Raw genomic sequence first — 21680 nt, 5'->3', positions numbered from 1 at the left:
CTTTATCGTCGCTTACGCGACGAGGCCTGCGATCAAATAAAGGCCCGTCGCCGCGACACCGCCCACCAGCGCATAAGGCAACTGCGTGCGAACATGTTCCATGTGATCGCATCCCGACGCCAGAGACGCGATAATCGTCGTGTCTGAAATGGGTGAGCAATGATCCCCAAAAACGCCGCCGCCCATGACCGCAGCAATCGCGAGGGGCAGCGGCACCCCTGCCCCAACGGCTAGCGGCACAGCGACGGGTACAAGAATCCCATACGTGCCCCAACTGGTCCCGGCCGTGAAAGAGGTAATCCCGGCCCCGATGAACAGGATGGCCGGAATGGTCCAAGGTGCGGGAAAGCTTGATGCGATGCTGGCGATGAACTCACGCATGCCAACCGCATTCAGGCTCGCTCCGAGCACCAGCGCCAGATAGATCATCGTGACGGCAGGCAAAAGGTCGCCCATGCCTTTGAAGCCTAAATTGACGAGATCGCCCTTGGCGCGTTTGGAATGGGCCAAGCAAATGAACGCTGCAGCCGTGGCCAGGATGACCGACCACAAGATCGCCTGCGCCCCAGATCCTTTGCGAATATCGCCCTCGCCGGTCCAGAGCATGAAGCCGATCGTGCCGCCGATCATGATCAGGAGCGGGATCGCCATATAGATCGCTCGCGAGGGCGGTTCCGGTGCTTCATTGAAAGGACCTGCTGTAGAGATGGTTGAACGACTTCCCGATCGTTCGACAGCCGCTAAAGGGCCAAAGGTCTTGTTTGACAGCACAGTGGCGATGACCAATGCGATCGTGATCCAGGCATAAAAGTTGAGCGCGATGGTCGACATCAAAACGCCGGTTGCGCCATCGACGCCGTTCTCGTTCAGCAGGCCCAAGAGATAAGCGCCCCAACCATTGAACAAGATCAAAACGCTGACCGGCGCACAAGTCGAGTCGATAATATAGGCCAAGCGTTCGCGGCTAACATTCAGCTTATCGAAGAGCGGACGCCCCAAAATGCCAGTCGTCAGCAGGCTGATATTGGTCTCGACAAAGATCAGTATCCCGCAAATCGCGGTCACCAATCCTGCCCGGCGCGGCGTTGAGGCAAAGCCGGAGTTTTGCAACCGTTCCACCATCGCGCTGATGCCGCCGGATCGCTGCATATAAATGATCAAAGCGCCAATGATCAGACAGAATAAAAGAACACGCGTATTGTAGGAGCTGTCGAACACGCCGACCGCGCGATCAATTCCGCCCAGCGCGCCCATAAAAGGGTTGAACCCAGCAATGATGGTCTCACTCAGCCAGATTGCGATGCCGAGCGCCCAGAACACGTTCCGCGTCCACACCGCGACGATGATGGCCAGCAAAGGCGGCGTGATGGTGAGCCATTCCATTGGACTAGTTCAGGATGTTCGGCGAAACGAGATCAGAGGTCCGAGCGTCATCAGCCGCGCGAACAAGACGGAGCATGTTGCCGCCCCAAATCTTTTCGACATCTTCGCGCGTATATCCGGCAGCGAGCAAGTCGCGGGTGATCTTTTGCAGCATGGACACATCGCTCATGCCGTCGACCCCGCCGCCGCCATCCCAGTCGCCACTAATCCCGACATGGTCCGGCCCGATCAGGTCGAGCACATGAAAAGTGTGCTCCATGAATTTCTCATAGGTGGAGCGCGGCGCCGGGAATTCGCGATTGACTTCTGCGCGCGCCGCCATCCAGGCTTGGAGCGTATCTGGATCCATTTCACTTGAATTACTGCCATAGGTTTCGGCGAGCGCTTCAAGCGCTGCGACCCGTTCCGGTGATGGCTCAAGCGCTTCGAGATAGCCGCCAAAGATGTTCATTTGAATGACGCCGCCATTCTCTGCCAACTCAAGCAAGAGCATGTCATCGATGTTGCGCGGATGGTCATAGACCGCTTTCGCGCCGGTATGGGATAGGATGATAGGTGTTGTGGAAAGCGCCATCATGTCCCGCACGGTTTCATCATGCGCGTGGCTGCCATCAAGAACCAATCCTAACCGGTTCGCTTCGCGCACCAAGTCTTCGCCAAGCGGGCTTAAGCCGTCATAGATTTGTGAGATATCGGTGGCGCTGTCAGCGAACTGATTGTTGGCAAAATGGACCGGCGCAATCATCCGCAAGCCGCCAATATAATAGTGCTCCATCAGCGAGACATCGGTGCCGAGCGGATAGGAATTTTCCATACTCTGGAACACGACTTTTTTGCCATCCGCCAAAATGCGTTCGGCGTCATCGGCATCAAAAGCAAGCTCAACTTCCTCATGATATTTCGCGGCGAATTCGCGGATCGCGGTTTGGCGCAAGAGGCCATGGGTCCGAGCGGCGGCGTAGCTTGCCTCATCGAGCGGGCCTTGCCGGGTAAAGATCACCCAAAACCCGCCATCCAAGCCGCCTTCATTCATGCGCGGTAAGTCGACATGCGTGCCATCTTCTTCCCAGGTCTGACGGCGCTTAAAATCGTATGCTTCGGTATGGAACAGCGCGGGCGTATCCAAGTGGCTGTCAAACACGGCAATCGACTCATGAAACTGATCGTCATCTGAGAGCGGTGCCTCGCTTGGGGCCTGGTTCTCCGAGATCTCGCTTCCAGCATCTGGCAGCTGAGGCGCACATGCGGCCATCCCAAATGCAACCAAACCCCAAACCCCATATCGCAGCATGTTCGAACTCCTTCAGATCTTGTTCTTGAGGTAACGAAGAACACGATCAAGGCAAGTCTGAGGACGGATCAAACTCCTAAACCAACTGCTCTAGACCGATGAAGCGCAGCATTCGGGCGAGTTCGGCTTCAAGTTTCGCCGCTCGTGCCGCGGTCCACTTCACTTTTGGTTCTGTCCATAATTTGAGGACACGCAACGTGCCGGCTTTTCGATCTGCCTTGATTTCGATCCGCCCGACAAAGCGATCGCCCTCCAAAAGCGGATAAATATAATAGCCCCATTTCCGTTTGGCGGCTGGGACGAACATCTCGACTGTATAATCAAACCCAAACAATCGCTTCAAACGTGTCCGATCCCGCGCCACCGGATCGAACGGATTGAGGATGCGCAAGCGCGAAGTGGGGGCTTCGATATCTGCTAATCGGGTCTCAATATCCCCTGACGCCCATGCGGAAATAGTACCGCGATCGGCTGTTTCGATCTCTACCGGCACCAGCTGCCGTGCATTTGCCGCCGCCCAGTCTTTCGCTTCAGCATTGGAGACCGCGTCCCAGAATCTTTGAATATCGCCCTCAGACCCGAACGCCATGCGTTCAAGCGCGGCCTGACACAGCCAATCAATCTGCGCCTCATCAGAGGGCACTCGGTTTAGCAGCTCGGCGGGGATGACGCGTTCGCTGAGATCATAAAACTTGGTGAAATTTTCTCGGTGCGATGTCGAAAGCTCGCCCGCATACCACATATAATCGAGCGCCAATTTATGCGGCGGCCGCGCCCACATTTTCTTCTCGCCCACGACCTTGGTGTCGAAGGCTTTTGTGCATAAAGGGCCCTCGGCGCGTATGCGGTCTTTGATATTGTTACGGCCATCAGCGTCCAGCATGCCGCGATGCCATTCCCACTTTCGAACCTTCGCCTCGAGCCGCCGGAACTGGCGTTGCCACATCGGATAGAAATCCATCGGCAAGACCGAGGCGTCATGCGTAAAATGCTCAAACACTTTGCGATGTTTAGCGAGATGCCGATTGAGCATCGGCTCACGATAATTCTGGTTTCGGCTCCACAGAATGTGATGGTGCGCTCGCGCCACCACTTGGATCGTATCAAGCTGCACAAAGCCGAGCTTTTGGATCAACGCATCTAGATCGAGAGGGCCGGTTGGCGTGGCCGCAAGCCCTTGGCCTGACAGCCAAAGGCGCCTCGCATCCCGGTTCGAAATTTTCAGCGGAGAACGATCCACAAGAATTAGTCCGTCGCTGGACACCCGCCGCCCGCGGGATCACTTGTCTTCAACACCCAATCGAAAGCGTTCACGAGAATGTCGCGATAGGTCTGGCTGTCATAGGCAAGATCAGAATGCCCAAGCGCCGAATAAAAACTACGACCCTCGCCCGGACACCCAACCCAAATCACCGGGTGGTCGAGCGGCGCTTCGCCCATGGCCCAAGTGGTGAGGTTTTGAACATCTTCACCTTCAGGTTTGAAATCCGTCTCATGAATGCCTGCGAGCGGGTGTAGGCCATAATCGCGAGGATGGCTGTCAAAGAAGTACCACTCATCATCATGCTCCCAGACCAAAGGGGTGCCTGTCATGATCGGATGAGCCTCATCCAATGTTTCGACCCGAACGATATGGAAATGAGGGGTTAGCGGATGCCCGGTGAAAGTTGGCCCGATGAGCGATTTCGCATACCACGGCCAGTCGGCATGGGTATTGTCGCCAGAGCCGTGCAACCCGATCCAAGCGCCGCCGGCTTCGAGCCAATCGCGAAAGGCGGCTTCTTGATCGGGGCTGAGCGTGTCACCGGTCGCATTATTGAAGACGATGACATCAAACCGAGCAAGATCGTCGGCATTGAAGATGGCGGCGTTGACCGTTGTGAAAATTCCAAAGCCTTTCGCCCTTGAAAGCTCGACAAAGAATTTATCCGCGCCCGCAATACCCTCATTGTGGCGCCAGCCATTCGTCTTGGAAAAGACGAGGATCGCAGGTTGTTGCATCCACTTTGTTATATGGGGCGGGATCTGGTCATACACGACCGGCGTATCGGTTCCGTTTTGCGCCGCGGTCGTTTGAACACTTAGTCCCAACGTGAAAGCGGCGATTGCGAACAGAGGCCGGAGCCCTCTCCAAATCGGTTTCATCCTTCACCCTCCATCTTTTGTTTGCGGATCGCCCGCCACTTGGCCAAGCGCTCGGCGATTGGGCCTTCACGGCCTTGCCCTTTAGGCTGGTAAAGATCCACCCGGTCCATGCCATCGGGGAAATAGTTTTGCCCGGAAAAGCTGCCCTCTTGATCATGGTCATAGGCATAGCCATCGCCATACCCTTGCTCTTTCATCATTTTTGTCGGCGCATTGAGAATATGTTTGGGCGGCATCAGCGAGCCGGTTTCTCGGGCGACCGCACGGGCGCGTTTGAGGCCCATATATGACGCATTGGACTTGGGCGCGGTGGCCAGATGCACGACAGCATGCGCCAGCGGGATCAAGCCTTCTGGTTCGCCTAAACGCTCAAACGCGCGGGCCGCCTCGCCAGCGACCATCATCGCGGTGGGATCGGCCAGGCTGATATCTTCGCTGGCCATCACGACCAGTCGCCGAGCGATGAATAGCGGATCTTCGCCGCCCTCTAACATACGCGCAAACCAATACAGCGCCGCATCTGGATCGGATCCGCGTACCGACTTGTGCAAAGCCGAGATCAGATTGTAATGCTCGTCGCGGCTCTTATCATAGGCCGGCGCTCGCTTTTGCAGAGCCTCCGAAAGCTGTTCTAATGTCAGTTCTGTGCCTGTTTTTGCCAGCGTGAACGCTTGCTCTGCCAGATTCAGCAAATAGCGCCCATCTCCATCTGCCATATCGATCAAGGCAGACCTCGCGCGCGCATCTAGCGGAAGATCGCGCTGCATTTCGGCCTCGGCGCGGCTCAACAGTGTTTCGGACGCCTCGACCTCGAGCCGGTTTAGAACCAACACCGCACAGCGCGAGAGCAAAGCGCCATTCAGCTCAAAACTTGGATTCTCTGTCGTTGCCCCGACCAAGGTCACCGTTCCCGCTTCAACATGCGGCAGGAAGCCATCTTGTTGGGCGCGGTTGAAGCGGTGGATTTCATCAACAAAGAGCAATGTGCCCTGCCCCATATCTCGCCGCCGCTGCGCAGCTTCAAACACAGCGCGCAAGTCTTTGACGCCTGAGAAAATTGCTGAAATTGCTTCGAAATGAAGATCGGTTTCCTGGGCCAATAAGCGCGCAATCGTGGTCTTACCCACACCTGGCGGACCCCACAAAATGATCGAGGATAAATTGCCGGTCGCGAGCATCCGGCCCAGCGCTCCATTCGGTCCGAGCAAATGATCTTGCCCCACAACTTCTGCCAAAACCTGCGGACGCAATTTGTCCGCCAATGGACGCGGCGCAGAGTCTGATAGACCCGATGCGGAGAAAAGATCGCTCATGCCGTCAGCCATACCCTTGTCACCTCGCTTTGATAAGCAATTGCTTGTCATGCTTTGCTTTGCGCCGCAAGAACATAAATAGAACAGCTCGAAGCTCTATCCAGCGAATAGACCGCACGGGTTGAACGCGAAACACTTCTCGATTGCTCAGATCTTGCAACCATGGCAGAGACAGCGCGCTGCGTTGAATCTGTTGAGTGAGATATCCGTATGCCCAATCCCGTTTCCGCTGCTCCACCAAAAGGCTTGGTGATCGCTGCACCGAGCTCAAACACTGGCAAGACGGTGTTCACGCTCGGCCTTGTCAGCGCCCTGCGGGCGCGCGGTGTGTCCGTCGAAGTCGCGAAGGGCGGCCCGGGCGATATTGATCCACAATTCCTAAGGCTCGCCACTGGGCAAGACTGCTACAATCTCGACAAGTGGGCGTTTGGCGAAAGTCAGCTTCGCGCCCGCGCGCAGGATATTTCGCGAGCCCGCGATCTCCTCATTATTGAAGGCATGATGGGCATGTTTGATGGCGCGGCGAGTACGTCAGGATCAAGCGCAGATCTCGCAGATACACTCGATCTTCCCGTTTTGCTCTTAATCGATGCGAGCGGTCTTGCTCAATCCATCGCCGCCATTGCGCATGGGTTCGCAACTCTGCGAGACCGCCCGAAAGTCTGCGGCGTGGTCGCCACGCGGGTTGGCAGCCAGCGCCATGCTGAATTGCTCGCGGAGCCTTTGGAGGAAACAGGCATTCCATTGCTCGGCACGGTGATGCGCTCAGACGCGCTGACCATCCCGTCCCGCCATCTTGGCCTGGTGCAAGCGACCGAGCGCAACCAAACTGACGCCTTAGTCGAGGCCGCCCGGGGCGCGGTTGAACAAGGCGTCGATTTGGACGCTTTGCTCGACGCTGCGGGCACGCTTCCGCAAGCCCCTCCGCCGCGTCGATTGCCGCCGCTCGGTCAAAGAATTGCGGTTGCACGCGACATTGCATTCGAGTTTACCTATCCGCATATTTTGAACGATTGGCGCGCAAACGGGGCCGAAATCTCCTTCTTTTCTCCCCTGGCGGATGAAGCTCCGAGCGATGGAGCTGACGCGATTTTCCTGCCGGGCGGATATCCGGAATTACATGCCGGTCAACTTTCGAATGCCCACCGGTTTCTAAGTGGACTACGCGCCGCAGCGGATCGCGGCGCCCTGATTTATGGTGAGTGCGGCGGCTATATGGTGCTCGGCCAAGGCCTGATGGATGCGAACGGGGTTCGGCACGCGATGGCGGGTCTGCTCGATCAATCGACCAGCTTCGCGGAAAAGAAGATGCATCTTGGCTATCGCGCCATCACGCCAGAGCCGAACCCATTTTGGAACACGGCCCTACGCGGGCATGAATTTCATATGTCCGTACTGATCGATCCCGGCACGGACGCGGCTTTGTTCCAGCAACGCGACGCGCAAGGCATGGATCTCGGCCTCACCGGCGGGCAGCGCGGTTCCGTGATGGGATCGTACACCCACATCATCGACCGAGCCCCAACAGACTAGAGCGGTGCGACTAGAGGTTCACGAAGCCGCTAATGCTGCGGCCGTTTCGGTCGATTTCAATTTCCCAGCGGCCAGAGTCGCGGTCAAGCGCAGCGTCCAAGTCATCAAGCGTTTTGATTGGCTGGCCATCAACAGATTGGATGATGTCGCCAGAACGCACCACGCGGCGCGCATAAGCCCGGCGCATTACACGGGTCACCAAAACGCCACTATCAAACGGGTCGCGACCGAGCTCTTCAGCCAAGCGCGGTGAGAGTTCAGCGACTTCAGCGCCTGTGAACGGATGACGACCTTCCAACAGGACGACTTCCGCTTCGCTCATGCCGGGCGGCGGCGCCAAGCGCGCTGCGATGATTTGCTCATTGCCGCCGCGCAGCACACGTAGCGACACATCCTCACCCGGCGACTTGGTGGCCGCGAGGAATTTAAGCCCGCGTTCGTCATAGACCTCGCGATCATCTATGCTGAGAATGAGATCGCCCCGGCGTAAATCGGATCGATCAGCGGGGCCATCATCATAGACTTCAGTGATGATCACGCCGAGCGGGCGCTCCAACCCTTGCGCCTTGGCAATATCGAAGGTTACAGACTGGCCTTTAAGTCCTAACCATGGACGGACTATTGTACCCTCATTCACGGCCGCATCGACGACGCGCTTCACCATTTCAGAGGGGATCGCAAAGCCAATACCGTTCGAGCCGCCGGAGCGTGAGAAAATCGCGGTATTGATACCGACCAATTCGCCGCGCGTATTGACCAAAGCGCCACCCGAGTTTCCAGGGTTTACCGCCGCATCGGTTTGCAAGAAGAAGGCATAATCAGACACACCAACATCGGTTCGTGCTGTCGCGGAGATGATCCCCGTCGTCACCGTTTGACCGACGCCAAATGGATTGCCGACGGCCAGGACCAAGTCGCCGACTTCCACCCCGATCGTGCTGGCATAACCAAGCGTCGGAAGAGCATCATCCTCGGTCTCTATCCGCAAAACAGCCAAGTCCGTCCGTTCATCAGCGAGGATCAGCTCAGCAGGATATTCGCGGCGATCTGCTAAGACGACAATCACCTCGTCGGCGCCATCAATCACGTGATTGTTTGTAACCACGATGCCATCGTCGCCGACAATCACGCCGGAACCGAGCGAGTTTTGGACGCTTTGACTATTCGGTCCGCCGAAGCGGCGACCATACATAAACTCTTGCATCGTCATGCGGCGCTGAACGGTCTTCTTGGTGTAGACATTGACCACAGCGGGCGAGACGTCTTTGACCAAAGGCGCGTAGCTGAGCTCGATTTGCGCTTGGGATTCGGGCACCACTTTGTCCCAGAAATTCTGCGCAGACGCAGATCCGTAAAGCGGGCTCACCAGAACGAGCACAAGGGCGACCAGTACCACGAGGACGGCCACGAGGAATTTAGAGACGTGTTTTGTCATGCTAGAAACGTAAGTCATGATTATGGCTCTATTCCGGCGTACTGGCGGACGCAATTGGGCAGACATGACATTTCAGTTAGGCACCTGTTATTGTTACGGAAACCTAAGCGTCTTGCCCGCGCTTTTCGGCAAGGGCTCGCAAGTTTTTCTCGTGGTCATCACGGCTGATCCGGTAGAAACTGACGGAGATCAGCATCAGTGACCAAAGCGTGAGCAACATTATCGCGTACCCAAAGCCGAGGATCGCAATCGATTCAGCGCTCGCCTCCTCAGGTCGCATCCCTGGGACAATGGATGCGGTCGCGAGGATGACAGACGCGCTCAAGACGCCGATGCCTTGCGCCAGTTTCCGCATGAAGCTGATGCCGGCAAAATAGACCCCTTCAGACCGGCGGCCGGTCTTCAATTCGTTCTCTTCAACAATATCAGTCACCATAGAGGCCGCCAGCATCTGATAGGCAACAATCAGAGCAATATCGAACACGGTGATGAGCAAGATTGTGTAATAGAGCTCATCGGTGCCGTTCGCCGGAAACAGGCCCAGTAGACGTGCAAATACTGGAGCGGGCGCGATGGTGAAGGCGAGGATACCGATCGTTATCGCCGCGCGCTTTTTGCCAAACGCTTTGCCAGCGATGGGCGCGATCACGAGGGCCAGCGCTGGTGACATGAAGACGGCGAGCGTGAGGCCCGAAATTTGTTGAGTCGTGAAGCCCCAGAAGAACCCGTTGATATATTGATTGAGCGTGGCTGATACGCCCGTTGCAAGCAGCCCAAACAAAGTGGCGATGAACAGCGCTCGGAAGGATGGATTGGAGACAGTTTCCCAAATCTCCGCCACCACTTTCAAGGGCGTAAGTTTTCGCGCAGCGGGCGGCGGCATCAAGTGCGGAATCTGCCGATGCGTCCCGACTGAGGACAAGAAAATAGCGAGGAAGATACAACTCGCCCCGAGCAAACCATACGTGTGCCAGCCATCCAAATAGAAGAACCCGGATGGGTCTTCCTCCGTCGACTTCAGCAAGAACGCAAACAGGATGACTTGAACACTCAGCCCGCCCACCCAGGCGAAGAAATAGCGGAACGACATCAGAGATGTGCGCGCGTCATAATCTTGGGTCAGTTCAGCGGAAAGCGCATGCTGTGGCACCTCGTACAATGTGTACATCAGACGCACCAATATGGTCAGCGTGAGGAGCCAGCCAAACAAACCCATGCCTTCAAGCCCTGCGGGCGGATTCCACACGAAGAAAAAGCCAATCGAAATCGGGATCATCGCCGCATACATGAAGGGATGACGCCGCCCATATTTGCTTTTGAGATTGTCTGACCAATAACCGACGACAGGATCCGAGACCGCGTCAAAGATCAGGGCGATCCACAGAGCTGCTGCAACCAAGACGGCTGAAAGCCCGAGCACCTGGCTGTAGAAAAGTAAGAGCACATAATCAAAGCCATTATTCTTGATGCCGCCGGCGGCGCCGCCAATACCATAAGCGATGCGAGTCAAAAGACCGGGTTTGTGCGGCACAGCGCTGGCAGCGTCAGACATATGGGCTCCTAGGATAGCTCTGTATGATTATTCGGCGACGTTCTTGGCAGCACGCGCTCGCTCAAGGGCCGCAAGATTGGCAGCATGGTCTTCGCGGCTGATTTTGTAGCGTGAGAGAAGAATGATCATCGTCATCCACAGCGCAAGCAAGCCAAACGCATACCCGGCTCCAAGCACAGTCAGCGTTTCAGATGAAAGCTCACCCGGTTGCATGTCGCGAGAGAGATCAGCAGCCGCGAGAACCAGCGAGGCTAGAAACAAACCGCTGCCGCGAGCGAGCTTGCGCATAAACAAGATACCAGAAAAGAAAATGCCTTCAGACCGGCGCCCGGTTTTAAGCTCACTGTCTTCGACGATATCGGCGATCATCGAACTCGAGAGGATTTGGAATGTGATGATCAAAGCAACATCGATCACGGTCACACCGAGGATGAGATTGAATAGGGTCTCGGTACCGTTAGCTGGCATCACACCTGCCAATCGCAACAGGACCGGCATCGGGGCGATCGTAAATGCGAACAAACCCACAATCAAAGCGCCGCGTTTCTTGCCCAGCGTTTTCGAAACGATCGGGGCGAGCACGAATGCGAGAATGGCTGATGCGAAGACGCTCAAAGTCAGCAAGGCGGTCTGACTTGTTGTGAACTCCCAGAAAAATCCATTGATGAAATAGTTGAGCGTCGCGGCGACACCAGAGGCCATAAACCCGAACAGTGTCGCGACGAACAACCAAAGGAACGACTTATTTGAGAGCGTCTCGCGGATCTCTTTGAACACAAGGCCGATGCTCATTTTTCGGGGGGCAGGCGGCTGACGCAGATGCGGAATATGCGAATGCGTTCCCGCCGCACAAATGAACACGGACGCACAGATCATGATTGCTGCCATCAAGCCGTAGGTTTCATACCCATCGATATTGAAGAAGCCGCTGCCATATTCTTCGGTAGGAACCAGCAAAAACCGCAAAGCGAAGACCGCGATGAACAAGCCGCCCATCCAGCCAAACACATACCGGAAAGACAGAAACGAGGTCCGCTCGTCATAATCGTCGGTAAGTTCCGCGACCAAGGCGCTGCTCGGGACGTCATAAAAAGTGAAGGACACACGGACCGCGATGGTGATCGCTAAAAGGTAGGGAAACAGCTCGTTCCCCTCTAAGCCCGCGGGCGGATTCCAGACAAAATAGTAGGCGATGCCGACCGGAATGATCGCTGCATACATAAAAGGATGCCGTCGTCCGAACCCAGTGCGTAAATTGTCTGACCAGTAGCCAACCACAGGATCGGTCACGCCATCGATGATCATTGCGATGAGAAGAGCTGCGCCAACCAAGGCGAAGTCTACGCCAAGCACCTGGCCGTAATAGAGTAGCAGGAAATACTCGAAACCGTTGCTTTTGACGCCATCCCCTACGGCGCCGAAGCCGTATGCGAGTTTCGTCCAGAAACCAGCTTTACGCTCAGCTGCTTCGGCCATTCTTCCTCCTCAGAAAGTGTGGCGGGCTTCTTTCATTCGGCCCGCTTCACCGTTTTAGTAAGGCTTACAGCCCAAGAACCATCTTCGACATGATATTGCGCTGGATCTCGTTCGATCCTGCATAGATCGACGTCTTGCGATAGTTGAAATAACTCGGCGCGACCGGCCCGGCATAATCGGGCGTTGCAAGGTCACTGTTCGCACCGGCGCGGGCCACGGCGAATGTGTCTTGCACGAACGGCGCCGCATAGCCGCCTACCGCTTCGAGCGACAGTTCGGAAATCGCCTGCTGCGCCTCAGAGCCTGCGCATTTCAACATCGAGCTCTCAGGACCGACCGCTTGACCTGCAGACAAAGCTGAGAAGATACGAAGCTCGGTGGCATTGAGCGCTTCGATCTTCATTTCCATCGCCGCAATTTTGCGCTGGAAGTCTGGATCCTTGAGCAAAGGCTCGCCGCCAGATTGCTCGACACTGGCAAGCTTTTTGGTCTTCTGCAGCGCGTTCTTGAGCCCGGGTGCATATGCGTTTCCGCGCTCGAACTGGAGCAAATATTTTGCGTAGGTCCAGCCCTTATTTTCTTCGCCGATGAGCGCGTCTTCGATTTTGACGCGCACATCTTCAAAGAAGACCTGATTGATCTCTTGCTGATTGTCGGTTGGGCCATCTAGCGTCGGCAAGGAGGACACGGAGATGCCCGGCAAGTCCATCGGGAAGACGAGGAAGCTAATGCCTTCTTGTGGTTTGCCTTCTTTCGACGTGCGCACGAGGCAGAAAATCCAATCGGCCCATTGCGCATGGGTGGTCCAAATCTTGGAGCCGTTCAGCACATATTCGTCGCCATCACGCACCGCGCTCATTTGCAGCGAAGCAAGGTCAGAGCCGGAACCAGGCTCAGAATAGCCTTGGCACCACCAGATTTCAGAGCGTTTGATTTTAGGCAAGTGCTCCGCCTTTTGTGCGTCATTGCCAAACGCCATGATCACTGGCGCGACCATGGATTTGCCCATTGGTGACATTTGCGGTGTGCCCGCAGCGGCCATTTCCATGTTCAGAATATAGCGCTGCCCCGCGCTCAAATTGGGGCCGCCAAACTCTTCAGGCCAATTGGCGACGAACCACCCGCGCTCATCTAGCTTTCGTTGCCATTCGAGCATCCCGTCCTTGTCGAGATATCCGTTCTTCGACATCGCATTGCGCGCTTTGAGCTCGTCGGTGTAATTGGCCGCGATCCAGTCGCGGACCTCTTTTTGAAATGCAAGATCTTCTTTCGTGAATGATAGATCCATCACAGGCTCCTATTCGACGATGTCAAACATTTCGATTTTCGGCGCGCCTGCGAGACAAGCGCCAAGGCCAGGCTGAGCAGCCTTGAAATAATCGGTCTGGCCATGCGCTTTGAGCGCGTCTCCGGAGGCGTATTGCTCCATGAAAATATAAGTCGTGTCCGACCCTTTAGCTTTATAGAGCTGATAGGTCAGGCAGCCTGGTTCATTCGCTTTGACTTTCGCCATTAGGTCTTTAGCGACGCCTTCAAATTCGCCCTGCTTTCCGTCCTGAATCTCAAGTGTTGCAACAACGCCGATCATCCCGGGTCTCCTCATGTCTTATCAATCTGTTCCAGATCACAGTATGGCGACCGGAGCGAACCACAAGCCCTCCCCCCGGGAAACCTGTTTAGCATCCTTTATGTTTTTTGAACATGTTCAATTTTGGTTGAGCGCCAAAGTGGGCCAACAAACAAGATCAGCACAATGATATTGAACAGAGCGTTCGATCCATGGCCTGATGTGATCGAGCCAGCGCTGTCGAGCACAAACCAAGCGAGATAACCGCCGACAACCGCACGCCGAATGGCTTCCGGCGCCGCGTCATAGGCCGTTCCGGAGAGGCTCCAAATCAAAACGCCCCAGCCCATCAAAAACCCGCCGGCCAGCGCGCCAATGAACCGCGTATCGCCGGGCGCATACGTCTGAGCGCCATCGATTGGCCAAGCCAGCAAGTCGGTGGTGAACCTAACCGGCTCAACCGTTGCGTCAAAGGTTCCAAGGAAAAAGATTGGACCATAAAGCATTACGAAGAAGGCTGAGATTTTCAGATAGGTCTTGTGGGCTTTGAGGGAATACATCTTGGGCGCTCCTGAGCAAAAATTGTAGCGATCGCTACATATAAAAACCAAAATGACGTTTCATCCAACGCGTCATTTCGTCTTCCTAGGAGATTGCCTCAGGCGAAGGCCCGCGATTCGACGGCTTCGAGCGCTTCGTCCAACACGTGGACACCGGCCCCTGGCTTGGGCGCTTTTTCGCTGAGCACGCGTCGCCACAAACGCGCGCCTGGCATGCCGCTAAATAGGCCAAGCATATGCCGTGTCATCGAGGAGAGGCGCACGCCCTCGTCCAGTCGCGCTTCGATATAGGGTCGATAATCGAGTACCGCGCCGAACGGGCTTAACACCGCAGCCTCGGGATCAAACAGAGCTTGATCCACCCCGCCGAGTAAATCTGGCGTTTGATAAGCCGCGCGACCGAGCATCACACCGTCAAAATTTTTCAGATGCGCGGCGCTGTCTTCGAGTGTTTTGATGCCGCCATTTAAGACAATGGTGAGGTCGGGTCGATCATGTTTGAGCGCTTGCACCAAATCATAGTCCAGCGGCGGAATTTCGCGGTTCTCTTTCGGGCTGAGCCCCTTGAGCCACGCTTTGCGGGCATGGACTGTAAACACCGAACACCCGGCATCGGCGACTTGATCGACGAAATTATACAATGTCTCCTTTGGCGGATCCTCATCAATCGCGATCCTGCACTTCACAGTAACCGGGATTGAAACCGCCGCGCGCATCGCCGCGACACAAGCCGCAACCGTTTTTGGTTCGCGCATCAAACAAGCGCCAAACGCGCCTGACTGAACGCGGTCAGATGGGCAACCGCAATTGATGTTGACCTCATCATGGCCAAAGCGCTCAGCGATACGCGCCGCTTCGGCCATTTTGTCCGGCTCATTGCCGCCAAGTTGCAGCACGATCGGATGTTCATCATCTGAGAACCCAATCAAGCGCTCACGATCGCCATGGATAACCGCATCCGCGGTAACCATTTCAGTCCATAACAGCGCGCGCTTCGACAGCACCCGATGAAACGACCGGCAATGCCGATCCGTCCAATCCATCATCGGGGCAATTGAAAACCTATAGTCTAGATTATTCGGCATGATCGATTTCTCGCCCGGTCTGCACACTGCCAGATTACCAGAGGTTGGAGGGCGTGTGTTTCAATCCGAGCTTAAGACCGCTTGTGGCCTTTCTTTTCAAGACGCCAGCGCAGTGTTTCGATGCGGTCTTGGCCGAAGAAGGGTTCGCCTTCGAAAACCATGGTCGGCACGCCCCAATGTCCGGCCGCCTCGAGCGCGTCTTGATTAGCCTCGACCTCTTTCATTGGGTCATTGGCTGCTATGCTCGCCTCCAACTCGGCGAGAACTAAGCCCGCTTTCGCCACTGCTTCGGCCAAGCGATCGCCTTGATCCCAGCCGGGCTCACCGCCCCAGATCAAGTGTGAAACATGATAGGCAAGCTCGATCCCTTTGCCGCGCCGCGCTGCCTCAACGCCCAGCCCCGTGAGGCGATAAATGTAAGGCTGTTCTTCTGCGACTTCCATTGTCTCATAGTTTTGGACAATCGGATCGGGCATCGGAAACGAGATCTTCATGCCGAGGAAATCAGCCCGCCGGAACGAATCCATGATGATATATTGCGCCGGTTTGCGGTCGCCAGAGAATAGCGTGCTGGCGGCGCGAACGGCAATGGGCAAAACCGGCCGCAGATTGACCTCGACATCAAAATCCTCGCGCAGCTTCAGCAAATCCGGCGTGGCGATATAGGAATATGGGCTCCGAAAAGACCAGAAGACATCGACGGTAGCGCTCATGATTGGGGATCCTCTTTATATTTGCGGTCTCACTTGCCGCTCCGGATCAATCGTCGAGCCTTTTTACCGAGGATTCAAGTCTTCCCGAGGGTTAGTCAGGCATCGACCACCTCCGAGAGACCCAATTCCCTAATGTATTGAACGCCGTGCGTCCGATTATGGCGACAGACGGTACCCGCCCGCCTCGGTCAGCAAGAGCCGAGCATTTGCCGGATCTGGCTCAATTTTCTGGCGCAGACGGTAAATGTGCGTTTCGAGCGTATGCGTCGTGACCGCCGCATTATATCCCCAAACCTCAGACAATAGCTCTTCCCGCGCTACGGGCTTACCGCCGGCGCGATAAAGATATTTGAGAATATTGGTCTCTTTCTCGGTGAGGCGGATCTTGCGATCATCCTCTTTCACCAAGAGCTTCATGCTCGGCCGGAACTCATATGGACCAACATCAAAAGTCGCATCTTCGCTTTGTTCAAAGCTGCGCAGGTGCGCGCGAACGCGGGCCAGTAGAACAGAGAATTTGAACGGCTTAGTGACATAATCATTGGCGCCGCTATCCAATCCCAAGATTGTATCCGCATCGCTGTCTTGCCCTGTCAGCATGATAATCGGCGCCCGAACCCCTCGTGTGCGCATCAGCTTGCAGGCCTCGCGACCGTCCATATCCGGCATATCCACGTCCAAGAGGATGAGGTCCGTCCGTTCTGCTTCAGCCAGTTTTACGCCGGTTGTTGCATTTTCGGCTTGCAGCACTGTGAAGCCTTCATAAAGATCAAATTGCTCCGCGAGGGCCTCGCGCAGCTCATTATCATCGTCCACGAGCAGGATGGTTTTGGTCACCGCCATGACTTTCTCCCTTGTCTAGTGGGCAGCAGATAGAGAATGAATTCAAACACTTCATTACACGGTTCTTCAGCTGATGTAACAAAAAGGAGAGCAGTGCGTGACTGATTTTTCGTTAACGGCATCCGCCGATGGATCATTTAAAGCGGGGAATTTGATCAGCACATGCGCCATCGGGCGAGGCGGTGTCGTCGACGCCCAAGACAAACGCGAAGGTGACGGCGCCACCCCGCGCGGAGCATGGCGCCTCAAACGCGTTTTCTATCGCGCCGATCGCATTGCTCGACCGGAAACCAATTTACCGGTGATCTCGCTTAGGCAAAGCGATGGCTGGTGTGATGCGCCGCACCATCCGCTTTATAACCGGCCCGTCACCCTGCCCTTCGCCGCCAGCCATGAAAACCTCTGGCGCGAAGACCACGCCTATGACGTGATTGTTGAGCTCGCGCATAATGACGATCCTGTCGTGCCAGGCCTAGGCAGTGCGATTTTCTTTCACCTGCAGCACGAAGATGGCCGTCCCACCGAAGGCTGTGTCGCCGTCTCGCTTGAAGATATGCTCGAGGTTTTGGCGCGCGTGTCGGCTGAGACATTTCTTGAGATCGAGGTTTGAGAGAACGCGCGCTCCGATCACGGCACTTACAGCGTTCGGTCGAGAGCAGACATCAGACGACGGTGCCCGCGCTTTTACCGCTCTGCCAGCGCAAGCTGGCACCCATGGCGACTGGCCGATGTTCTCGAGATCGCACCCTGCCGCCATAGATCCTGACTTTCGTCAGGAACGCGGGGTGCGCGCGGCCGTTTCCGTAGGAGCCCCTCATCCTGAGCGAAGTCGAAGGATAAAGGGCTGAGCTTCCAGGGACTTTGCAGTGAGGTCGCCTCGTCCTTCGACGTCGCTCAGGATGAGGCTGCCTGGAAGATGCTCACGACACGCGTCCCCCTCGACAGCAGCAGGCTGTCTGAGGTCCCATCGCGGCCCGCACGCGCGTGTTGTAATTTCTCGCGCTGGATCCTCAGACCGCTCCGCGATCGAGGATGACGCAGTCCTCGCATTCTCCCATTTAACGCAGGAAACTGATGACTGGGCTGGGTCAGGAACGGTCGTGATTAAATTGCAACTCATTAGGTTAGTGCTTACGCGGTGAGGCTTTGAGCTTACCGGGACTGTGGCCGGTCCAGCGTTTGAACGCGCGAGAGAAAGAACTTGGATCAGAGAAGCCGACCAGATAAGCGGTTTCGTTGACCGAGACCTTTTCCCCTTCCAAATAATGCCGCGCCATTTTGTGCCGGAGCTCATCTAGGATCGCTTCGAAAGTCACACCTTCTGATTTGAGTTTTCGGTAGAGTGTTTGACGCGACATATTGAGCGTCGTCGCAATGGTCTGCATGTGGACGTCGCCGGTGTGCAAAATGGGCAGGAGATGCTGTTCGACTTCAGAGCGCACTGTGCGGCTTGCTTTCAGCTCGTCCAGCAAGTGTTCGGCATGATTGGTCAGCACGCCAAATACGTAACGCGGCTTTGGCCAAAGCTGCAGCTTCGGCCAGGCCGGATCAACCAACATCGAATTGCGATCTGAGCCGAAGACGACCGGACATTGCAGCACGGTCTCATACTCGTCGCCATAGCTTGGTCGGGCATGCGTTACATGAGCGATCTTGACCAGGCGTCTCTTTTTGAAGTTGCGATTATAGCCGCAAATGAACCGTCCGAGCGTCGACTCGGTCAGCTCTGGAAAATCATTGGGGTTTTTGCGCGTATCGTCGATCCATAAGCCGTCATCGCGCTCAACCAGCTTGAATCGGTCCTCGCCTTCCGCGACGCCCTCGACCTCGATGACCAGACGATGATAGCGGTTCATCTGCTGAAAAGCTTCCAGCATGGTCGGCGCGGCATGGGCCACCAGGCCAACGATCGACAAGTCTTCAAAATTGACGAGGGCGCCGAATGTGAGCGCCAATGATGGCGCGTTTGCAAGCTCCTTACCTGCCCGCATCAGCGTCTTGAAAACCGCAAAACTAACCCGCGTCTCAGGGTCGGTTAAATCGTCTTCGCTGAGCCCGCCGCGCTGAAGCAAGGCCGTTCGGTTCGCGCCCAATGACACCGCCAAGTCTACTAAACTAGTGGCATATCCGGCCGAAACGGTCGCTTGCGCCATGAGGGATAAGCCTTTCAGCGGGGTTGTTCTGTTATCTGTTACCAGATGTCATGTCTTTGATGGAAGGCGTCATGCCGCCAGCATCTCAGGTTCGATACATTTGGCTTGGAGAGAGCCCTCGAACGCAGAGAAAGTAACATGACAGAGATAACCGTCCACCCGGGACAGACACCGCTCTATCCCGCCCGGCAGATGTTGAAACACGCCTCACAATTCTGGTTTTTGATGACCGCGCTCGGGCAAATGGCGTTCGTCGCCGATATCGCCGCCTTTTATGGCGGCTCTGCGATGCGTGGCGATTTCGACGCCTGGGATGGCCGCATGTTTAACGGATTCATCTCCGGGGATCTGATCGGCAATATCAATATCTTGCTGCACATTTTTTTCGCCCTGATCATCACCGCCTGCGGTCCGGTTCAGTTCATTCCAGCGGTTCGCAATCGGTTCAGAACCTTTCATCGCTGGAATGGCCGGGTCTATGCGACCAGCGCGATTCTGATCTCGATTGGTGCGCTGTATCTGACCTGGACGCGCAACGGCATTGGTGCGGCCGTCAATGATATCGGCGTTTCGCTGAACGGGATTGCGATCATCGCCTTTGCGGTGTTGGCTGCGCGAACGGCGATGCAGCGGGATTTGCGCGCACATCATCGCTGGACCTTGCGCTTGTTCCTGGCGGTCAGCGGCGTTTGGTATATGCGTTTAGGGTTTGGATTTTATGCGCTGGTGACCGGCGGAGCGATGCCGGGCTCGACCTCGATGTTGGACGGCCCGTTCGACATTGCCCTGAATTTCGGTGTAACTCTCGTGCCGTTGGCTTTTCTGGAGCTGTATTTTCGCGCGGCCGACGCCAAGCATGACGCATTGAAAGTGCTAATGAGTGTGGTTGTTGTCTGCCTAGGCGTCGCCACCGCGCTCGGCGCTTTCATGGCCGCTCAGATCTTCTGGTTATCCAGTTTTAGTTGATGACGTGAAACGGTCAGTGCTGCGCTGTCTTCATCACCCCCATCCGGCTTTATGATCCGCAACATACACCTCCAGCGCACGCGGCTGACGGTCCAGCAAAAACTCGATGTCATTTGAGGGACTGAAGGACATGCCCATTCGAACGGCAAACGTCATCTCAGCGTTCATTTCAGCATACCAAGGCTCAGCGCCTTGTGCGATCAAACCGTCTCGCATTTGTTCGGGCGTGATGCCAACAAATGGAATCTCGCGACCCAACACAGCGCTGATACGACTCGCCGCTTGGGCAAAGGTCATCGCATCCGGACCGGTCAATCGATAGGTGCGATAGGTGTGCCCCGGCTCGGTCAGCGCTTTAATTGCGATTTCGGCAACATCGCGCACATCTACAAAACTCGTCTTCCCGGGGCCTTCGGGAAACGCGACCATGCCGGCGGCAACAAAGCCGGCAAAATTCTGCATGAACCAATCGGGGCGCAAGAAAGTCCAGTTCAGGTCCGCTTCCCGCACGATCGCTTCAAGCTCTCCGGTACGGCGGACAAAGAAAATATCACTCTCTGGATCGCCCTCAGCAGAGAGCATCACAAATCGCTCGATCTCGGCCTGCTTCACTTGTTGCACAATCCGCGTGAGATCGGATTTAAACGCGTCGCTCTGATTGGTGACCATGTAGACGGCGTCGATGCCGTCGAGCGCCGCCGCGAAGGCGGCCTCGTCATCAAACGCGCCGAGCGCGGTCTCATATCCTGTTTCGCCAATCATGCCGCGCGCTTTCTCGGCGTCACGGACATAGACTCTAAATGGTGTTCCCCGCGCAATCAGTTGTCGCGCGATTTCGCTTCCGACATTCCCCGTCGCTCCGGTTACCAAAATCATCCGCGTCTCCTTTAAATATCTGTGCGTTGGGCGAAGGGCGTGAGGCTCGTCACCAAAAGATGGGTGAGCGTTTCAATCGCCGTTTCTGTGGTGAGTTTATGCTGATGCAGATCATCGCAAATTGCATTCGCCGCTGCGACGAGCGCTTTGTACAAGGGACTTAGCTGCTCCGGCCGAGCAACCAAGACGCGCTCAAAGGCCCGTTCGAAACTGGCGGCATGATTGATTTGAACCGCGCGTCCTGCATCCCGGGCTTCAGAATCCGCCTCAACCGCAGCGGCTAGGAGTGTCAACGCGGGTCCAGCCTCTAGCGCACAGTTTATGTAAGCGGTTGCGACAATCTTCGCGACGGCAGGGACGGTCGCTGACGCTCGTTCGATCTTGGCCTCAGCATCTGTCTCGTAGAACCGGCTGGTGTCGTCGAGGAGCGCAATCAAAAGACCCGAGCGAGTCCCGAAATGGTCATACGCGATGGGCTTACTGACCTTGGCTCGCTCCGCCAAAACGGCGAGCGTCAAGGCATCCGCGTCCCCGCTTTCCAGCATCGCTTTGGCGATGTCTAAAAGCTGGCGACGGCGCGCGGCTTTGGTCAGACGCTTCGGACGCTGTTCGGTATCGGACATAGATAGACTCATTACCTACCATTCGTAACTTACGTTTCGTAGGTAGCGAAAACTTCGCGTCCGTCAAGCACCCATGAGAAAGATCAACCGCGTGTTAACCAATTGACACATTCCCGCCACACGAATCACCGAACTCTTAATACGGGGCGGGCTTCGTAAGGAGGCT

The 21680-nt window shown here is 56.0% G+C and carries 20 protein-coding genes; 3 read left to right on the top strand and 17 right to left on the bottom strand.

The genetic code is table 11. The features are described from left to right. Window positions 1-12: 12 nt before the first annotated feature. The 5 genes from MY069_RS15320 to MY069_RS15300 all read right to left on the bottom strand — a co-directional run bounded on the left by MY069_RS15320 (window position 13) and on the right by MY069_RS15300 (window position 6132). Entirely contained in the window at window positions 13-1383 is a 1371-nt protein-coding gene (locus MY069_RS15320) for a Na+/H+ antiporter NhaC family protein (protein ID WP_482794657.1), read from the bottom strand. Window positions 1384-1387: 4 nt separating this feature from the next. Next, window positions 1388-2674: a dipeptidase gene (locus MY069_RS15315; RefSeq protein ID WP_482794656.1), complete on the bottom strand. Its 1287-nt coding sequence runs from the start codon at window positions 2672-2674 to the stop codon at window positions 1388-1390. Between the two features lie 76 nt (window positions 2675-2750). Next, window positions 2751-3914 carry a winged helix-turn-helix domain-containing protein gene (locus tag MY069_RS15310; protein WP_482794655.1) on the bottom strand — a complete coding sequence of 388 codons (1164 nt, stop codon included), beginning with the start codon at window positions 3912-3914 and terminating at the stop codon, window positions 2751-2753. A 5-nt stretch (window positions 3915-3919) separates the two neighbouring features. Beyond that, window positions 3920-4819: a ThuA domain-containing protein gene (locus tag MY069_RS15305; protein WP_482794654.1), complete on the bottom strand. Its 900-nt coding sequence runs from the start codon at window positions 4817-4819 to the stop codon at window positions 3920-3922. Continuing rightward, a complete protein-coding gene (locus MY069_RS15300) occupies window positions 4816-6132 on the bottom strand; it encodes a replication-associated recombination protein A (RefSeq protein WP_482796719.1) in 1317 nt (438 codons plus the stop codon). Before MY069_RS15300 ends, MY069_RS15305 begins: the two co-directional genes overlap by 4 nt. 210 nt (window positions 6133-6342) lie before the next feature. On the opposite strand from MY069_RS15300, the gene MY069_RS15295 reads away from it, so the two are divergent. Further along, window positions 6343-7665 carry a cobyrinic acid a,c-diamide synthase CobB gene (locus MY069_RS15295; RefSeq protein ID WP_482794653.1) on the top strand — a complete coding sequence of 441 codons (1323 nt, stop codon included), beginning with the start codon at window positions 6343-6345 and terminating at the stop codon, window positions 7663-7665. 10 nt (window positions 7666-7675) lie between these two features. Here MY069_RS15295 and MY069_RS15290 read toward each other — a convergent pair whose 3' ends face one another. From MY069_RS15290 to MY069_RS15250, 9 genes are all read right to left on the bottom strand, one after another. After that, window positions 7676-9118, bottom strand: a complete 1443-nt coding sequence (locus MY069_RS15290) for a Do family serine endopeptidase (RefSeq protein WP_482794652.1) — start codon at window positions 9116-9118, stop codon at window positions 7676-7678. A gap of 85 nt (window positions 9119-9203) precedes the next feature. Continuing rightward, window positions 9204-10652: an MFS transporter gene (locus tag MY069_RS15285; protein WP_482794651.1), complete on the bottom strand. Its 1449-nt coding sequence runs from the start codon at window positions 10650-10652 to the stop codon at window positions 9204-9206. 27 nt (window positions 10653-10679) lie between these two features. Continuing rightward, on the bottom strand, window positions 10680-12128 hold the full coding sequence (locus MY069_RS15280) for an MFS transporter (protein ID WP_482794650.1): 1449 nt from the start codon (window positions 12126-12128) through the stop codon (window positions 10680-10682). 64 nt (window positions 12129-12192) lie between these two features. Beyond that, window positions 12193-13416 (bottom strand): acyl-CoA dehydrogenase family protein, encoded by a 1224-nt coding sequence (locus MY069_RS15275; RefSeq protein WP_482794649.1) that lies wholly within the window; start codon window positions 13414-13416, stop codon window positions 12193-12195. A 9-nt stretch (window positions 13417-13425) separates the two neighbouring features. Next, entirely contained in the window at window positions 13426-13716 is a 291-nt protein-coding gene (locus MY069_RS15270; protein ID WP_482794648.1) for a putative quinol monooxygenase, read from the bottom strand. 98 nt (window positions 13717-13814) lie between these two features. Beyond that, a complete protein-coding gene (locus tag MY069_RS15265; RefSeq protein WP_482794647.1) occupies window positions 13815-14255 on the bottom strand; it encodes a hypothetical protein in 441 nt (146 codons plus the stop codon). 98 nt (window positions 14256-14353) lie between these two features. Next, complete coding sequence (gene dusA / locus MY069_RS15260; protein WP_482794646.1) at window positions 14354-15340, bottom strand: tRNA dihydrouridine(20/20a) synthase DusA; 987 nt, start codon at window positions 15338-15340, stop codon at window positions 14354-14356. Between the two features lie 71 nt (window positions 15341-15411). Continuing rightward, window positions 15412-16053 (bottom strand): DsbA family protein, encoded by a 642-nt coding sequence (locus tag MY069_RS15255; RefSeq protein WP_482794645.1) that lies wholly within the window; start codon window positions 16051-16053, stop codon window positions 15412-15414. Between the two features lie 156 nt (window positions 16054-16209). Beyond that, on the bottom strand, window positions 16210-16896 hold the full coding sequence (locus tag MY069_RS15250; protein ID WP_482794644.1) for a response regulator transcription factor: 687 nt from the start codon (window positions 16894-16896) through the stop codon (window positions 16210-16212). A gap of 97 nt (window positions 16897-16993) precedes the next feature. Between MY069_RS15250 and MY069_RS15245 the strand changes: the two genes are divergently transcribed. Continuing rightward, the gene (locus tag MY069_RS15245) at window positions 16994-17506 is read left to right on the top strand and encodes a L,D-transpeptidase family protein (protein WP_482794643.1); all 513 of its coding nucleotides are present in this window, start codon (window positions 16994-16996) and stop codon (window positions 17504-17506) included. A gap of 514 nt (window positions 17507-18020) precedes the next feature. Here MY069_RS15245 and MY069_RS15240 read toward each other — a convergent pair. Further along, window positions 18021-19049 (bottom strand): AraC family transcriptional regulator, encoded by a 1029-nt coding sequence (locus MY069_RS15240; protein ID WP_482794642.1) that lies wholly within the window; start codon window positions 19047-19049, stop codon window positions 18021-18023. A 138-nt stretch (window positions 19050-19187) separates the two neighbouring features. Here MY069_RS15240 and MY069_RS15235 point away from each other — a divergent pair, with 138 nt between their 5' ends. Beyond that, window positions 19188-20015: a DUF2306 domain-containing protein gene (locus tag MY069_RS15235; protein ID WP_482794641.1), complete on the top strand. Its 828-nt coding sequence runs from the start codon at window positions 19188-19190 to the stop codon at window positions 20013-20015. 33 nt (window positions 20016-20048) lie between these two features. On the opposite strand, the gene MY069_RS15230 is transcribed toward MY069_RS15235, so the two are convergent. Together MY069_RS15230 and MY069_RS15225 are read right to left on the bottom strand one after the other, a co-directional pair. Beyond that, window positions 20049-20891 carry an NAD(P)H-binding protein gene (locus MY069_RS15230; protein ID WP_482794640.1) on the bottom strand — a complete coding sequence of 281 codons (843 nt, stop codon included), beginning with the start codon at window positions 20889-20891 and terminating at the stop codon, window positions 20049-20051. A gap of 11 nt (window positions 20892-20902) precedes the next feature. Continuing rightward, the gene (locus MY069_RS15225) at window positions 20903-21514 is read right to left on the bottom strand and encodes a TetR/AcrR family transcriptional regulator (protein ID WP_482794639.1); all 612 of its coding nucleotides are present in this window, start codon (window positions 21512-21514) and stop codon (window positions 20903-20905) included. Window positions 21515-21680 lie beyond the last annotated feature (166 nt).

The organism is Hyphomonas sp. ske169, assembly GCF_056850855.1.
This window is presented reverse-complemented; position numbering and strand designations above follow the sequence as displayed.